13 protein-coding genes are annotated in these 17,682 nt (G+C 42.3%); 8 read left to right on the plus strand and 5 right to left on the minus strand.

Translation table 11 applies throughout. The features are described from left to right. The first annotated feature begins 2 nt into the window (after nt 1–2). Nucleotides 3–1,991: an amylo-alpha-1,6-glucosidase gene (locus tag D0S24_RS07220; protein ID WP_117019160.1), complete on the plus strand. Its 1,989-nt coding sequence runs from the start codon at nt 3–5 to the stop codon at nt 1,989–1,991. Nucleotides 1,992–1,999: 8 nt separating this feature from the next. Here the strand turns inward: D0S24_RS07220 and D0S24_RS07225 are convergent, their stop codons facing one another. Then, nucleotides 2,000–2,257, minus strand: a complete 258-nt coding sequence (locus D0S24_RS07225; protein WP_117019161.1) for a heavy-metal-associated domain-containing protein — start codon at nt 2,255–2,257, stop codon at nt 2,000–2,002. Between the two features lie 544 nt (nt 2,258–2,801). Between D0S24_RS07225 and D0S24_RS07230 the strand changes: the two genes are divergently transcribed. Further along, nucleotides 2,802–4,178 carry a Gfo/Idh/MocA family oxidoreductase gene (locus D0S24_RS07230; protein WP_117019162.1) on the plus strand — a complete coding sequence of 459 codons (1,377 nt, stop codon included), beginning with the start codon at nt 2,802–2,804 and terminating at the stop codon, nt 4,176–4,178. Nucleotides 4,179–4,217: 39 nt separating this feature from the next. Here D0S24_RS07230 and D0S24_RS07235 read toward each other — a convergent pair whose 3' ends face one another. From D0S24_RS07235 to D0S24_RS07245, 3 genes are read right to left on the minus strand one after another with little or no spacing between them, the layout of a single operon-like run. After that, nucleotides 4,218–4,892, minus strand: coding sequence for an ABC transporter ATP-binding protein (locus tag D0S24_RS07235; RefSeq protein WP_117019163.1), 675 nt, complete (start codon nt 4,890–4,892; stop codon nt 4,218–4,220). Nucleotides 4,893–4,901: 9 nt separating this feature from the next. Beyond that, entirely contained in the window at nt 4,902–6,164 is a 1,263-nt protein-coding gene (locus tag D0S24_RS07240; RefSeq protein ID WP_117019164.1) for an FtsX-like permease family protein, read from the minus strand. Then, nucleotides 6,161–7,243, minus strand: a complete 1,083-nt coding sequence (locus D0S24_RS07245) for an efflux RND transporter periplasmic adaptor subunit (protein WP_117019165.1) — start codon at nt 7,241–7,243, stop codon at nt 6,161–6,163. Before D0S24_RS07245 ends, D0S24_RS07240 begins: the two co-directional genes overlap by 4 nt. Nucleotides 7,244–7,529: 286 nt before the next feature. Here D0S24_RS07245 and D0S24_RS07250 point away from each other — a divergent pair, with 286 nt between their 5' ends. The 4 genes from D0S24_RS07250 (at nt 7,530) to glk (ending at nt 12,919) form a co-directional block, all read left to right on the plus strand. After that, on the plus strand, nt 7,530–7,982 hold the full coding sequence (locus tag D0S24_RS07250) for a pyridoxamine 5'-phosphate oxidase family protein (protein WP_117019166.1): 453 nt from the start codon (nt 7,530–7,532) through the stop codon (nt 7,980–7,982). Between the two features lie 102 nt (nt 7,983–8,084). Further along, the gene (ppsA, locus tag D0S24_RS07255) at nt 8,085–10,493 is read left to right on the plus strand and encodes a phosphoenolpyruvate synthase (RefSeq protein ID WP_117019167.1); all 2,409 of its coding nucleotides are present in this window, start codon (nt 8,085–8,087) and stop codon (nt 10,491–10,493) included. Between the two features lie 237 nt (nt 10,494–10,730). Further along, nucleotides 10,731–11,666 (plus strand): 1-phosphofructokinase family hexose kinase, encoded by a 936-nt coding sequence (locus D0S24_RS07260; protein WP_117019168.1) that lies wholly within the window; start codon nt 10,731–10,733, stop codon nt 11,664–11,666. A 176-nt stretch (nt 11,667–11,842) separates the two neighbouring features. After that, nucleotides 11,843–12,919 (plus strand): glucokinase, encoded by a 1,077-nt coding sequence (gene glk, locus D0S24_RS07265; RefSeq protein ID WP_117019169.1) that lies wholly within the window; start codon nt 11,843–11,845, stop codon nt 12,917–12,919. Nucleotides 12,920–13,286: 367 nt separating this feature from the next. Here glk and D0S24_RS07270 read toward each other — a convergent pair whose 3' ends face one another. After that, complete coding sequence (locus D0S24_RS07270) at nt 13,287–14,147, minus strand: universal stress protein (protein ID WP_117019170.1); 861 nt, start codon at nt 14,145–14,147, stop codon at nt 13,287–13,289. Between the two features lie 220 nt (nt 14,148–14,367). Between D0S24_RS07270 and pta the strand changes: the two genes are divergently transcribed. Together pta and D0S24_RS07280 are read left to right on the plus strand one after the other, a co-directional pair. Further along, nucleotides 14,368–16,461, plus strand: a complete 2,094-nt coding sequence (gene pta / locus D0S24_RS07275) for a phosphate acetyltransferase (RefSeq protein ID WP_117019171.1) — start codon at nt 14,368–14,370, stop codon at nt 16,459–16,461. A 24-nt stretch (nt 16,462–16,485) separates the two neighbouring features. Next, nucleotides 16,486–17,676, plus strand: a complete 1,191-nt coding sequence (locus tag D0S24_RS07280) for an acetate/propionate family kinase (RefSeq protein WP_117019172.1) — start codon at nt 16,486–16,488, stop codon at nt 17,674–17,676. Nucleotides 17,677–17,682: the final 6 nt, after the last annotated feature.

Raw genomic sequence — 17,682 nt, forward strand, 5'->3', positions numbered from 1 at the left:
ATTTGGAAAATTTGTTCAACAAGGAATGGTTGGCCACCAATGGCCTGGGCGGATATGCCTCGGGTGCCGTTAACGGTGCCAATACAAGACAGTACCACGGCCTATTGGTAGCTGCCCTTGTACCACCTACAGACCGCACCGTAGTGGTGGCAAAAATTGAAGAACGCATTCTAATGGATGGTCAATATCATGATATTTCCACCAATCAATATCCCAAAGTCGTTTTTCCGGATGGAGGTCGATATTTAAAGGGTTTTGATGTTGATCCCACTCCTACCTGGCAATATGGGGACAATGATTGGGCCTTGCGTAAAAATGTACAAATGATATCAGGGTCCAACACCACTTTACTGACCTATGGTAACTGTGGAAAAAGGCCATTTGTCCTGGAGTTGCACCCACTCTACGCCTATAACGACTTTCATACCACCTTTCACGAAGCGTCATGCTATAATTTCTTCACCGAGTTCCATAAGGACCACCTAAAAACCTACCCCAAATATGGGTGCAATCCTGTTTTTACCGGGTGGACGGCAGGGCAATATTTTGAGGCGCGTAGTTGGTTTAAAAATATTATCCTCTCCAAGGGCAAGGCCCGTGGCCTTGGTTCGGTATGCGACTATTATAGGATCGGATACCTGGTACATGAACTGCTGCCCGGGGAAGAACTTGTAATGTATTTCACCGTCGAAGAGGACATGGTAGGGAAAAGCATAGAAAAAATACCATCCCTAGCCGACAAAAAATATACTTGGAACCAAGAAAAACCTGCCCATGGGTTCTTCCATGACCTAATGGTATCCGGAGAACAATTTTTGGTCAACAGAAAATCTACGAATAGCATGTCCATCATTGCCGGCTATCATTGGTTTACGGATTGGGGAAGGGATACCATGATCGCCATGCGCGGATTGACCATAGCTACGGGAAAAAAAGAGTTGTCCCGTTCTATTTTGAATACTTTCTTTAAAAGTGTGGATCGGGGAATGATCCCGGACCGATTTCCCGATAACTCCAAAGATCCGGTTCATTATAACACCATGGACGCCACGCTTTGGCTTTTTGTGGCAAGCTACGATTACCATCAAAAATTTGAGGATAATGAATTCCTGGAAGATCATATTGGGATATTAAAAAATATATTGGACCAGCATATTGCGGGTGCCCGCTATAATATTCAAATTACCAAGGAAGGATTTATCTACGGTGGGGAACCCGATGTACAGCTCACCTGGATGGACGCCATAGTAGGCGGCAAAGTAATTACCCCAAGAATAGGATGCCCTTTGGAGGTGAATGCACTTTGGTACAATGCCCTAAGGATTTACGAAAATTTCTGCCAAATTCTTGAGCTCGAAATTGAAACCTGTTACTTGGAATTGATCAACAAGTTCGAATCCAATTTCACCAAATTTTTCACCAATGCACAAGGAACCTTATATGATGTGATCATCCCCGGGATATCACAGGACAATAGCTTGCGCCCCAATCAAATATATTGCCTTAGCCTACCTTTCTGCATTTTGGACACCGAACAACAAAAGACCATTTTTGAGACGATAGAAAACAAACTTTATACCCCCTATGGCCTTCGTACCCTGGATCCTGACAACCCTGAATATAAACCGAACTATGAAGGTAACCAATGGTCTCGGGACCATGCCTACCACCAAGGAACGGTATGGCCTTTTCTACTTCACGAATATTTTCAGGCCTATTTCAAAATCTTCGGTACTTCCTTAAATAACAAGAAAAAAGTATTGTTGGAACTGGAGCCGTTGCGCAAACATTTTTATAAGGACAATGGCATCCATTGCATTTCCGAGATTTTTAACGGCAGCGGCCCCCAGGAGGGAAAAGGTTGTATTCACCAAGCTTGGTCCGTAGCAGCCATTATTAAATTGTATATAGACTTTGGACTCGACAAAATTGAACAGGAAATATTGTCAGAACAGGAACAAAACCTTAAAAAAGCTAAAAGTGGAATTTAGTTATTCCCTTATAAAGAAAACAGCCCCTTGGGTATGGCATGAAACCCTAAACCTTTTACCATATTTTCAATCTCTTTTATTTCTACCATCTTTGTGGTATGCACTGTGAACTCTACAGGGAAATCATCGTTGAAAATTACATTTTCTATACCATTGATTTTTAATAGATGTTCCTTAATGCGCCTTAGGTCTTTAACCTCTTTGGCATTGGTCCCAAATACTTTTCCATGATTTCCGGGAATTACATTTTCCGATAGAATGCCCATAATAAATTTCTGTTTGTCAAAATATATTTCATGGACCTAAACCTCTTTAAAACTATATCCATTTAAGTGCGGTAAGTCCTATATAAATTTACAAAAACTAAAACGGAAAAGGGTCATAATTATAATAACTTTAAATATGAATCCAACATCGCCCAATTCCTGAATTTTTAAAGGAAATTTATCCCCTGGGGAACCAATGACCCTAGAATTAGTGGGAATTCCACACTGCTTTGAAAGCTTCCTTATTTTTTCCAGGCCATGTTGCCCCTTCCTTTTTCAACATATTGGATATGGATATCTGGATAGGCTTGCTGCATGAAGAATTGGACCACCTTATCGCCAAAATCAGGAATTATTGAATATTTAGTAAATTCAAGCTGAGATGATGTAGGACATCATGAATAAAATAAAAGGTCAACGGAAATCCTGATATTTAAGGCCCAATAAATCACCTAACAAAATTTTATATAGATTTATAATTCAGGATAGAAGATATTTCGTATTTTTTGAAAACCAATAAATCCGTTAAATAAATAAACTAACCATGGAAACCAAAATGTTCAACATCAATAGAAGACACTTTTTAAAGGGGGCTGCGGCATCCCTGGCACTTTCCTCCTTCGGATCCTATGGCATGGAACTAATTTATCGGGACAAACCGCTTCGTGTTGGACTTATTGGTACGGGTTGGTATGGAAAAAGCGATCTTTTTAGGCTGATGCAGGTGACCAAGGTAGACGTAGTTTCTATCTGTGATGTGGACGGTAATTTACTGAAAGAAGCAGCCCAACTGATCGGCCTTAGACAGTCCTCCGGAAAAACCCCCAGAATGTACAGGGATTATAGAAAAATGCTGGCAGAAAAGGATTTGGACATTGTACTTATTGGTACCCCGGACCATTGGCATGCCCTGCAGGCCATAGAAGCCTTAAAATCCGGGGCACATGTTTATGTGCAAAAACCTATAAGCGTTGATGTAATTGAGGGGGAAGCCATGGTAGCTGCTGCCAGAAAATACAACAGGGTAGTTCAGGTAGGTACCCAGCGTAAAAGTACCCCACATCTTATTGAAGCTAAAAAAAACATTGTGGATGCGGGGCTTTTGGGCAAGGTTTCCCATGTGGAGATGTGTTGTTATTACCATATGAGGGCCAATGGCAATCCTCCCATAGAGAAGGTCCCGGATTTTTTGGATTATGAAATGTGGACAGGTCCCGCACCCCTGCGGCCATACGATGGAATTCCGCACAGGCGTTGGTGGCGTACCTTTATGGAGTATGGCAATGGCATTATGGGCGATATGTGCGTGCATATGTTGGACACCGTTAGGTGGATGTTGGAACTGGATTGGCCAAAAAGAATAAGTTCTACTGGTGGGATCTATGTACAAAAAGATGGGAAATCCAACATTGCCGATACCCAAACCGCCATTTTTGAATATGGGGAACTCAACTGTGTATGGCAACATAGAAGTTGGGGAACCCCTGCTGACCCCGATTATCCCTGGTCGTTTAAACTCTATGGGGAAAAAGGTACTTTGTCCGGAAGTACCATGAGAGCGGATTTTGTCCCGCATGGGGATGGGGAAAAAATACATTTGGATGTTGTTTATGAAAAAGAAAAATATCCGGAAGACCTTACCGAGAAAGATATAGAACTGAATGCCGCCCCTGCGACCAGGCTGCATATGTTGGACTTCCTGGCCGCCATTGATAAAGGCACCTTGCCTATTGCCGATATCCGGGAAGGTCATGTGTCTACCGCCAGCTGTATTTTGGCCAATATGGCCATGGCCACTGGAAGACCTTTAATTTATGATCCCAAAAATATCGTGGTGGTGAATGATGCCGAGGCAACGGCACTCCTACAAAGGGATTATCGTGCTCCTTGGAAGCATCCACATCCCAAAGATTTTATGTAGGGCTTTACTGGTTTACGAGCTGTATTGTCCCATAGAACATTAATTCAAAATACGTCCGTCCTCCATCTGGATGATGCGATCGGTACGTTTTGCAAAATCTTCGTCATGGGTTACTATCAATAGGGAGAGGCCTTCCTCCTCTTTGAGACGTTTAAAAATACTGAAGACATTTTCCGAGTTATGGCTGTCCAGATTTCCGGTGGGTTCATCTCCCATAAGTATGGAAGGATTGTTGATCAATGCCCTGGCAATGGCTACCCGCTGTTTTTCCCCACCGGAGATACGGGAAGCCCGTTGCATTGCCAACTTTTCTATCCCTAACATTCTTAATTTTTCCATGGCATCATGCTCTATTTCCGACAAGGACTTTTCTGCCAGTTTCTTGGCAGGAAGCATTACATTTTCAAGTACACTGAATTCGGACAATAAATAATGAAACTGGAATACGAATCCTATATTTTTATTTCGGATCTTGGAAAGTTCGTGACGCTTCTGTCCGGTAACCAATTTATTATTTAGGTATAGTTCTCCTGTATAGTCCGTATCCATGGTAGACAGAATATAAAGTAAGGTAGACTTTCCCGAACCCGATTTACCCATGATAGAGGCAAATTCCCCCTTTTCTATTCCGAAAAAAATATCTTTGAGCACATGGAATTCCACGGGCTTTTCAAAGTACTTATTAATGTTTTTTGTCTCTAAAACGAATTCCATTTGTCTTGCTTATGTTCCCCTAATAATACGCACAGGGTCTATGCGCTTTGCTTTATTGGAAGGCAACCAACCGGCAACGAAGGTCGAGATCAGTGCAAAGGAAATTCCAATGACATAATACCATGCATTATAGTTTATAGGATATGTGGTTATGGTTGGCAATGCCTCGGTCTCGAAGGCCACATTGTCTATTAGTTTGGAAAGGACAAACCCAACAATTAGCCCAAAGATCCCGCCTATAGCACCAATGATCATGGCCTGGCTCATAAATATAAGTTGCACATCATTTCCAGAGAATCCGGTAGCTTTTAAAATGGCGATATCCTTCATCTTTTCATAAATGAGCATGTTGAGGATATTGTAGATGCCAAATCCGGCCACAATCAATAAAGTAATGGATACGGCGTAGGTAATAAGGTTACGGATATTGGATCCTGTTTCGAATTGGGCATTGGCCTCGTTGATACTTGTTGCCTTTACCTGAAATTGCTGGCCAAAGCTTTTTGCCATGCTAGTGGCTTCATTAATGTCATATAACTTAACATTGATATCGGTAATATAGTTCTGGGCCTCTCCCAAAATACGTTGTATCGTCTTTAAATTGGTATAACTTTGAATATTATCTATATCTGCAATTCCACTTTGGTAAATACCAACAATTTTCAGGGGAAAAACATCTCCCTTTATGGTGCTGACCTGTACCCGATCCCCTTTTTTAAGCGACATTTTTTTAGCGAGTCCTGCGCCCAAAAGTATCCCATTTTCACTATTTTTTAGATCCTGAGCCGTTCCCTCAACTATATAGTCGCCAATATTTGAAAGTTTTGCCTCCTCCATAATATCCACACCTACCAAATTACCACCCAATTCTATAGATCCTGACAGATAAAAGATCTGTGCTCTGAGCTGTGGCGTAGCGCCATACACCTTTTTGTCCCTTTTTAGATAATTCAGAATGGGCAGGCCGTTATGAATCTTCTTTTGACTTTGTTTGGGTTTAATGGAATTTACCACATTAAAGGCATCCTCAAATTCTTGGTAGAGGGCAATAGGCTGCTTCTCCGAGGGCTCTATCTCATTGTAAATATGGATATGCGGTGTTTGGTTCAAAATAAGGCTGTCCAACATTTCGTTAAGCCCAGTCATAAAGCTTACCAAAGTAATATATGCCCCAATTCCAAACGTAACTCCAAGGGAGGCCGTCACCGTAGATTTCATTTTAGTGAGCAGATGGGTTTTGGCAATGTTCAATATGACCTTCCAGTTGATCATTCTTCCGGTTTTAGAATTTCCGTATACTCGTTGATCCCATTCAAAATTTCGACTCGCTCCAAATTTTTCAATCCGGTAACCACCTCAACTACTCCATCCGCTGTCCTCACCTTATTCCCTTCCAACAAGAATTCCCTGGGAATACTCAAGACGCTCTCCTTTTCGGAAATAATAATATTTCCTTCCCCGGCCAAACCAGGGTAAAGAGCGGTCGGGGGAGTGTTAAAAATGGCCTCTGCCTTAAAGGTCTGGGAACGCTCGTCCTTTTTGGGATATATTTTGCTGACTTTGGCATCAAAGACGCTATCCCCATAAGCATCCAAAGTAATAAGTGCTTTTTGGCCCAATTGAAGTTTAACGATATCGACCTCGTCTATCAACAATTCGATAATAAAATCCGTAGCACTGCCCACCGAAGCCAATGGCTCCATGGTACTGACTATTTCCCCTGGTTTTTTGTATAGGGCATACACCTTTCCGTTGATCTTACTACTAACGGTAAAGTCTTTGGTAGAGAGTTCTGAGGTATTATAATTATTGAGTGCTTGCCGGACTTGGGTAGAAAGTTCGTTCTTGGTCTGGACATACTTATCTTTAAGTTGTTCTAAATTATTTCCTGAAATTTCATAGGCCAACTTACGGGTCTCGAACTGCACTTGTGATCCAATATTTTGGTCCCAAAGCCTTTTTTGCCTGAAGTAATTCATGGAATCGTTTTTATAGGATAAGGTTGCAGATCGGATCCCCTCTTCCAAGGAACTCAAAACAGCCGAAGGTCCACTAAAATTTTCCTGTGCCAACTGAAGCGCCAAACGGGCATTATCCGACTGCAGTTTCGGAGTACTGTTCACCATCTGGATCATTGGCGTTCCCCGCCTTACCAAATCCCCTTCCTCCAATAAATTACGATCCAAAATACCCGCTACGGGGGCATAGGCCTGGTACAGACTATCGGGCTGTACGGTTACGGAAGCATATACGGATTCTGTTAAATGTACTTTAGCGGGAAATATTTTTTCTTGCTTATCCACGCAAGCAAAAAAAAGAAATAGATATGGGGCCAATAGAAAATTCTTCATAGATAATATAAAATATTATAGCCTAAAATAACGGGAATTAAACTTTTTAGAATATGAGGAAAGTCATGATTGCTTTTTTCTTTCCAAATCAGCGCGGTTTTAAGTGAATGATCTATTGAAATGAATAAACCCTAGATATGGATTTAATAAAATATACCAAACTGACGGATATCATATTTTACCCAAAAAGAAGAAACTAGATTTGATTCAATTGAAAGATTGAAGATTTTAAAAAAGCATTCCATAAAAAGAAAGCCAAGGGGGTTTCTTGACCATTAAAAGACATATGACAGATTTAACCGTTCACGAAAGCATTCGCCTACTCAAGGATAACTATATTGGCCACTTGGGATATATTTCCCAGCATCTGCCTTATGTAATTCCTATTACCTATTACTATGACAAGGAAGATAATTCCCTTATAAGTTATTCGGCAGACGGCCATAAGATCGATGCCATGCGCAAGAATACTGCCGTGACATTATTGGTTGAGGAAATAAAATCGTCCTACAACTGGCAATCGGTTATGGTCCATGGCACCTATGAGGAACTTCAGGGTCCGGATGCCAAGTTTAAATTGCACCAGTTTACAGAAGGGGTCAAGGACATTATCCTTCGGAAAGAGAAAAGGGAAACCGAATATATAAGTGAGTTTTCCAGCAAATTGTATTCTCGTGGTAATCCAACCGTATACCGTATCAAAATATTGGAGATTACTGGAAAAAGAAAAGAGACCTAGAAGCGAAATCTACAAGGTTGGTTCCCCTAATTTTTCCAGCTTATAGCCATTGGCCTTACATCTCCAAAGTACCTGATCCAATAACCAATTAATGTATAGGAGATGATAAACTACATAAAACACTTTAACGAAATAGACATTGGCAATGTCCAAGAAGTAGGAGGCAAAAATGCCTCATTGGGTGAAATGTATCAAAAGCTGACCTCCAAGGGAATACAAGTTCCCGACGGATTCGCCACTACCACTGAGGCCTATTGGCTCTTTCTTAAGGAGGCCAAGTTATTGGATTTCATTTTCGGAGAAATTGAAAAATTGGACAAAGAGGATTTTTCAAATCTAAGGGAAGTGGGATCGGCCATAAGGCAAGAAATTGCACAGGCAGAATTTCCTGAAGCCATTAAAAATTCAGTGGCAAACGGATATAATGCCCTTGTAAAAAAATATGGCAATGAAATTTCCCTAGCGGTCAGAAGTAGCGCTACGGCAGAAGATCTTCCCAATGCCAGCTTTGCAGGACAGCAAGAAACCTATCTCAACGTAAAGGGCATCGATGGGCTAATTGCTGCCTGCCACAAATGTTACGCCTCCCTATTTACGGATAGGGCCATAAAATACAGGGAAGACAATCACTTTGACCAGACAAAGGTGGCCCTATCCATAGGCGTACAGTTAATGGTACGCTCGGATTTGGCCAGTTCCGGCGTAAATTTCACCTTGGATCCCGATACCGGATTTGATAAGGTAGTTCTTGTTTCCAGTATTTGGGGTCTAGGTGAAAATATAGTTCAGGGCAGTGTAAATCCCGACGAATACTTCGTTTATAAACCCAGTCTAAAAAATAGCATTCGCCAACCCATCATTTCAAGAAAACTGGGCAGCAAGGAAAAAACCATGATCTATGATAGCTCTGGTAGCGGTACCCTTAACCTCGACACCAAAATAGAAAAACAAGAAAAATTTGTACTTACAGATGCAGAAGTAGTAAAACTTGCCAACTGGTCCATCATCATTGAAGAACATTATGGACGTCCAATGGATATAGAATGGGCCAAGGATGGATTGACCAATGAATTGTTTATAGTCCAGGCCAGACCGGAGACGGTGCAAAGTGCAAAAAAGGATAAACTTAAAATTAGTACCTATTCCTTAATTGATAAAGGCAAGGAAATTACCAGGGGAATGGGTCTGGGCAATAAAATAGCCGCTGGCAAAGCACGGATTATCCATAGCCCCCTAGAATCCTATAAGTTACGACCTGGAGAAATTCTTATAACGGAAAAGACCGATCCCGATTGGGACCCTATCCTTAAAAAGGCTGCCGGCATCATTACGGACCAAGGAGGACGTACCAGTCATGCCGCCATTGTTGCCCGTGAAGTTGGTGCTGCGGCCATAGTTGGTACCCTCAATGCCACTAAAACCATTACGGATGGCCAGCAAATTACCATTTCCTGTGCGGATGGTGACACCGGGGTCGTCTACGACGGAATACTGAAATGGGATGAAAAAACAGTGGATACCAAATCCCTTAAAAAACCTGCAACCCAACCCATGCTCATTTTGGCAGATCCTGAGCAGGCATTTAAACTATCGTTCTACCCCTCGGCCGGGGTGGGCCTGATGCGATTGGAATTCGTTATCAACAATTCCATACAAATCCATCCTATGGCCTTAAAACATTTTGACAATTTAAAGGATACTTCTGTCAGAACACTTATTGAAAAACTTACCAATCACTACCCGGACAAGGCAGATTATTTTGTGCACAAGCTGGCAGAGGGCATTGCTACCATCGCGGCCGCATTCCACCCCAAAGATGTTATAGTGCGTACCAGTGATTTTAAATCCAACGAATACGCCAACCTCATCGGAGGCAAAGAATTTGAGCCAGTGGAATCCAACCCCATGATAGGATTTCGGGGAGCCTCACGCTACTATCATCCCAAATACCAGGAGGCCTTTGAACTGGAATGTAAAGCTTTGAAAATGGTCAGGGAGGATATGGGTCTGAATAATGTTAAGATTATGATTCCTTTCTGCCGTACCCTTAAAGAGGCTGAAAAAGTAGTAGCCCTTATGGCCCATTACGGGTTGAAAAGGGGAGAAAACGGCCTAGAGCTATTTATGATGACCGAGATACCCAATAATGTTATTTTGGCCGAAGAGTTTTCACGTTTTTTTGATGGCTTTTCAATAGGCTCCAACGACCTTACCCAATTGACCCTGGGAGTGGATCGGGACTCCGAACTACTGGGCGATATTTTTGACACCAATGATCCGGGAGTAAAAAAAATGATAGCGATGGTCATTGCCTCCGCCCATAAAACGAATACAAAAATTGGTCTTTGCGGACAAGCCCCGAGCGACTATCCAGAATTTGCCCAATTCCTCGTGGAAGCTGGAATTAACTCCATTTCCTTCAATCCCGATGCACTCATTGAAGGCATCAGGAATATAAATATGGCAGAACAAAGTAAGATCAGTTTCGGAATGGCCGAAAGTAGTAATTAAGGAGGGAAAAAAGAATTATGGAAACGGACCGTCCAATGGGCATCGCCCCTTTCGAAAGGCACGGGCGGACCTAAAGCTACCCGCCCGACAAGGCCGTTCTGGCAGATTTCGCATTACCGATAGCTCCTACCCACATCGGCACCCTGATAGGCAACCGGGGGCGCCCCAACTTAAAGGACCAATTACGGTCCAGATCTAAAATCATTAAGCGGTGAACAATCATAAATTTCAACAAGGATGCACAACAAAATAGTAACTCTTACCCTAAACCCGGTAATAGACAAAAACGTTACCGTTGCCGGCATTAGCCCCAATACCAAATTACGCTGTTCCTCCCCCACCTACTATGCTGGGGGCGGGGGAATAAATGTTTCCCGGGCCATTAAAAAATTGGGAGGGGATTCTCTTTGTGCCTATTTGGCCGGAGGCCCTACAGGAGAACACTTAAGGCAACTTTTGAATGAGGTGGGTATTGATCAATTAGTGGTTCCCATTAAGGGATGGACACGGGATAATCTTGCCGTTACAGATACCATAACCAAACTGCAGTACCGCTTCGGAGTTCCCGGACCAAAAGTGGACAAAGAAGAATGGGAGACCTTACTTGATCAATTGGAAAAAAAATTGGAAGATGGTGATTATTTGGTGGCCAGTGGTAAACTGCCCCCTGGAATGCCCAATGATTTTTATGTTCAGGTAGCAGAGATGGCCGATAGGAAAAAAGTCCGCTTTGTTTTGGACACTTCCGGGGAAGCCCTGATCAATGCCGTTAAATCCAAAATATTCCTGCTAAAACCCAACTTGGGCGAATTGGGTACCTTGTGCGGGGTTAACTCAATTTCCGCAATGGAATTGGAACCCCTTGCCAAAAAGTTTCTGGAGGAGCACGATTGTGAAATACTTGTTGTCTCCTTGGGAGCCAAAGGGGCCCTATTGGCCACTAAGCATCTAATACAGCACATTCCGGCCCCTACCGTATTGCAAAAAAGTACTATCGGAGCAGGAGATAGCATGGTAGCCGGTATGTTAACGAGTTTGTTAGGGGGCAGGACCTTCAGCGAAATGGCAAAATACGGCGTTGCCTGCGGTACTGCAGCTACCATGCATGAAGGAACACAATTGTGCAACAGGGAGGATGCGGATAATTTGTACCAATGGATCCTAAGACAATAAAATAGTAACAATTGAATACCGTGAACCTATTGGGGATAATGCCCCTTTCCCAGATTTTTTTTAACGATTTCCAATATTTTTCTTTTAAACCTTTTATGACAGTCATAGAATTACTTATTTTAATCGAGAATATTCCACTTAAAAAGAACATAACCACTGTGTAAAAGATAAACTTCATGAAAAATTTCACAAAATTCCCATTATCGGCCATACATGAAGGAAAAATTCCGTTGGCCCTGATGAACGCTGGCCAACCCAACAACAAAGGTGTAGTCTTGGCTGCCGATGTGGGGGGTACAAAAACCAATTTGGCCCTTTTTGAAATCAAGTCGGGAGATCTGGTAGTCCTAAAGGAAAAATCCTATCCCACCAAGAAATATAAATCCTTTTTAGAAATAGTAAAGGCTTTCCAAACCCCCGCAATGCCCAGAATAAATGCAATCTGCCTGGGTGTTGCCGGACCAGTAACCCAAGGTAAGGTATATGGTACCAATTTTCCTTGGGCCATTGATAGGGAAGAAATAAGCCGGGAACTGCATATACGTTATGTTTCGCTTATCAATGATATGGAAGCAAATGCCTATGGGCTGGCGGTGCTCCAAGAAAAAGACTTTGAAACCCTAAAATACGGATCAAAAATACCGGGCAACGTCGCTTTAATATCTCCTGGTACAGGGCTTGGGGAAGCTGGCATGTTCTGGGATGGATCGTACTACCATCCATTTGCCTGCGAGGGCGGTCATTGTGATTTTAGCCCCCGAAATGAAACGGACATAAAAATCTTACGGCACCTCCAACAAAAATACGGACATGTTAGCTGGGAAAGGTTGGTATCCGGTCCCGGCATCTTGGATCTATATTCCTTCAATCGGGCAGAAAGTAGCGAAACGGAACCGCAGTGGTTGAGGGATAAGATGGCGCAGAACGATCCTTCCGCCGTAATAACAGAGACCGCTCTTGCCGGAAAAGATCCGGTCTGTATGGCCACATTGAATCTTTTTATTCGATTCCTGGCCATAGAATCGGCACAGCTTGCCCTAAAATTTAAGGCTACCGGGGGTATTTATATAGGTGGGGGCATCTTGCCAAAAATTATCCAAGGCATGAAAAAGGAAGTTTTTTATAATAATTTCGTACAGTCCGGAAGACTGAACCCCCTCCTTGAAATGGTACCTGTAAAAGTAATCCTTAATGAAAAAACAGCGCTTCTGGGAGCTGCCTATTATGGGGCCATGGCCTTGCGATGGGATTAAGGCGGATTAATCTCAAAAGTGGTGTGTGAATAGGAATAAGATAGAATTTACCATTCCAAACTCCATAGATAGTCCATAGATAGTCCATAGATAGTCCATAGTTAGTCCATAGATAGTCCATAGATAGTCCATAGTTAGTCCATAGATACTCCATAGATAGTCCATAGTTAGTCCATAGATAGTCCATAGTTAGTCCATAGTTAGTCCGTATATGAATCGGGCATGGCCAAAATTTGGTCGCCAGCCCAAAAAATTCATTCTGGTGGGCAAACTCAAATGAAGATATGCGAATTACACCCGCCTGGCCTTATGGCAACAATCATGTCTTCCTTTAAGAATTGCCGAAGACCAATAATAACCCATACCTTTAAAAATATAAGGTCTGGTGATTGTGCTCATTAAAGCTGATCAGGATTACCTGTCCATATTCCTCCATTCTCTTTACAAGGTCATTATGGAACCATTTATTGGAAAATCCTTTCCTTTCCCTTTCCAACATGGCCACAACATCTGCATTTACCTCGCCTAGATAGCCTTGGAGTGTGCTAAATACATCTTCCGAGAACAAAAGTTCAAAGGCCAAATCCTGGTAGTCTACCTTGGAATGAAGCATTTCCTTGAACCATTCCATCAACAAATCCCCGGCATATTCTTGCTTGGCTGAAATATGCACTACTTTAATCTTTGCCTTTAAGGGTTGGGTTATTTCCAGAAGCTTTTGGATAGCATGTATATCTTCCTCTTCAAAATCCGTGGCGTAGACTATGGTGCGGATCGTCCTAGGCTTCATATCCATAGGAATTGCCACTACCGGACATGGCGCTTTTTCTATGAGCTTCTTGGTAGTACTTCCCAAAATCATTTCTTCAATACCACTTTTTCCTTTGGTTCCCACCAAAATCAATTGCGCCCTATATTCTTCCGCCTTTGAAATAATCCCATTTGGCACCGAATTGTGCTGTACAGGTTCCAATAGGATGTTGGGACTTTCCCACTTGCTCCCAAGGCATTCATTACAGAATTTTTCCAACTCCGATCGGTGCAGTTTAAACGGATTTATTTCCAGAAGCGGCCTTACATCAAGGCCTTCCATACCCAATACCTTAGGGTAATTAAAAACATGGGTAATAACCAACCGTGTACCCAAATCCCGACTCAAACTATAGGCCGACTGCAAAGCGGAAACCGAACTTTTGGAATAATCCGTGGCATAAAGAAGTGCTTTCATTATACAATTTATATGGGTTTATTGGCAAAACTTACAGGCATCGTACCATATGCGGTTGAAGCCAATTACTTTGAATGGGATAAAATCTATTTGTTAAAATTAAGGGCTATTGTGGTATCCATAAATGACTTCTATCATATATGCTCATGTTTCTAAGCCCGAACTTCGCAATTGATAAATAATAGGTTTTAATTTACAGGCCTTTAAATTTTATATATAAATGAGCAAAGCCATATATATTGCCACCACGGAACCCAATAGTGGAAAATCGATCGTTTCCTTGGGGCTTATGCAGTTATTATTGGGAAAAACCGCCAAAGTTGGCTATTTCAGACCCATTATAGATGACTTTGAAGTGGGAAAAGTGGATGACCACATAGATACAGTGTTGAAACATTTTGAAGTAGATCAGCAATTTGAGGACTCCTATGCCTATACCAGAAACCAGGTGGTACAGCTTAAAAACATGGATAAGGATGATGAAATTATGGGCCACATCATCAATAAATATAAGGCCATTGAGGACAGGTTCGATATTGTATTGGTAGAAGGTACCGATTTTTCCGGGGAAGGTGCCATCATTGAATGGGACATCAATGTACTTATTGCAAAAAATTTAGGTATCCCTGCAGTAATAATCGCCAATGGTATGGGAAAAAGTCTGCAAGAACTGGCCGGAAATATATACATGGCCTATGACTCCTTTAGGGAAAAGGGGGTTGAAGTATTATTAACGGTTGCCAACAAGGTGCCATCCCAAAATGTGGATGATGTAGTTGCAGCGCTCCAGAAGAAATTACCTTCAAAAATCTTGGTGGGGGCTATACCCTATAATCCCATATTGGGAAATCCTACAGTCAAGGAAATTGCACAAAAGCTATCGGCCAAGGTCCTGTTCGGTGAAGACTTTTTAAATAATCAAGTGGGGGAATTTAGTGTAGGGGCCATGCAGCTCCGTAATTATATTACCCACTTAAAAAAAGATGGCCTGGTCATTACTCCCGGCGATAGGGCAGACATTATTTTGGGGGCACTACAGGCCAACATTTCCAGAAATTATCCCAATCTGTCCGGTATAGTACTTACGGGTGGACTCCTGCCAGAGGAATCTATAATTAAGCTTATTGAGGGACTGTCCGATATTATTCCGATTATTTCCGTTGCAGATGGTACTTTCTCGGTAACCAATCGAATAGGCACCATTAAACCCAGAATATATCCGGAGAACAAGGTGAAAATTATGGCTTCCATACAAGAGTTCGAAAAATACGTCCCCATCAACGATCTGGCCGAACGTCTAATTACTTTTCAGGCAGAAGGAATTACCCCAAGGATGTTTCAGTACAATCTTTTAAAAAGGGCCAAATCTTCACAAAAGCATATTGTTCTCCCCGAAGGTACGGACCAACGCATCCTAATGGCCACTAAAAAACTAATAGATACCAAGGCCGTAAAGATTACCCTATTGGGAGAACGGGAACAAATACTCGCTAAAATAAATGAGCTGGACCTTAATTTGGATTCCGACGGTATCGCTATAATAGACCCCAAGAATTCCCCCTTCTTTTTGGATTATGCCACTACCCTTTATGAACTGCGAAAGGGTAAGAATGTTAACCTTGCCATGGCAAAAGACCTTATGGAAGATGTTTCCTATTTTGGAACCATGATGGTCTATAAAGGACATGCGGACGGAATGGTTTCTGGAGCGGTACACACCACCCAACATACGATAAGGCCTGCCTTGCAATTCATTAAGACCAGGCCAGAGGTCTCCATCGTTTCCTCCGTCTTTTTTATGTGCCTGCCAAACCGTGTCACTATTTTTGGCGATTGTGCCATTAACCCCAATCCCACTGCAGAACAACTGGCAGAAATCGCCATTTCTTCGGCGGCCACAAGCGCATCATTTGGTATTGAGCCCAAAATTGCCATGCTTTCCTATTCCTCCGGATCCTCAGGGATTGGCGAAGACGTGGATAGGGTCCGAAAAGCAACGGAAATAATAAAAAGAAAAAGGCCCGATCTAAAAGTGGAAGGTCCTATCCAGTATGATGCCGCCGTGGACATCAATGTAGGCAAAAGCAAATTGCCCAACTCAGAAGTTGCAGGCCAGGCAAGTGTATTTATATTTCCCGACCTAAATACAGGTAACAACACCTATAAGGCCGTTCAAAGAGAAACCGGTGCCCTCGCCATTGGCCCCATGCTACAAGGGTTGAACAAACCGGTAAACGACCTAAGCCGTGGCTGCACGGTGGACGATATCTTTAATACCGTAATTATAACTGCAATACAGGCCCAAGGCCTTTAAAATTAACCTTATAAAAATTACATAATGAACATACTGATCCTTAACGCAGGTAGTTCCTCCATCAAATATCAAGTTATCCAAATGCCTAGGGAGCGTCTGATCTGTAAGGGAATGGTAGAGTGTATCGGTTCCAAAAATGCCACCTTAAAGTTCAAAACCGATAGGACAGAAATTAAGGACATCATGGCCATTCCCGATCACAGAACAGGGTTGTTAAAAATGGTGGAACTGTTAATGGATCCAGGGCACGGGGTAATAAAAAATGTCAACGATATTGACATAGTAAGCCACAGGGTGGTACATGGCGGGAATACCTATTCCAAAACAACTTTGGTCACCAAGGAAGTAAAGAATAAAATCAGGGAACTCTCAAAACTGGCCCCATTGCACAATCCACATAACTTGGAAGGAATTATATTGGCTGAGCAAGTTTTTCCCCATGCCCAACAAATTGCAGTATTTGATACCGCTTTTCACCAGACCATGCCGATAAAGGCAAAAAAATACGCCTTGCCCAATGAATTTTATACAAAATCCGGGATCCAGGCCTATGGGTTCCACGGAACCAGTCACAAATATGTGTCCGAAAAAGCTATTTCTTATTTACAGACCAAAGAATCCAAGATTATTACCATGCACTTGGGGCATGGCTGTAGTGTAACAGCTGTTAAAAATGGAAAAAGTGTTGATCATTCCATGGGTTTTACTCCTTCCAACGGACTAATTATGGGTACCAGAAGTGGGGATATAGATCATGCCCTGATATTCTATTTGGTAAATAGCCTAGGGTATAACCTGGAGGACGTAAATATCCTGCTCACCAAAAAAAGTGGAATGCTGGGACTTACGGGCTACAATGACATGAGGGATATCGAGAGCCAGATAGCTGCTGGGAATCCTGAATGTTTGCTGGCCTTGGAAATGAACGCCTACCGCATAAAAAAATACATAGGAGCCTATATCGCTGCCATGAACGGCCTGGATGCCCTAGTTTTTACCGCTGGTATAGGAGAAAATTCCAGCACGCTCAGAAAACTTGTATGTGCGGATATGGAGTATTTCGGCATTGTACTGGATGTTTCCAGAAACGAAGAGAAATCCTCGGAATTGAGGATAATAAACAGCGACAGCTCGAAAATCAAAATTATGGTAATCCCAACCAATGAAGAGTTGGAAATCGCGAAACAGGCCTATAAACTTTCCCATGACCTATGATTTTGA

The organism is Arenibacter sp. P308M17 (assembly GCF_003426735.1).
Classification (GTDB): Bacteria; Bacteroidota; Bacteroidia; order Flavobacteriales; family Flavobacteriaceae; genus Arenibacter.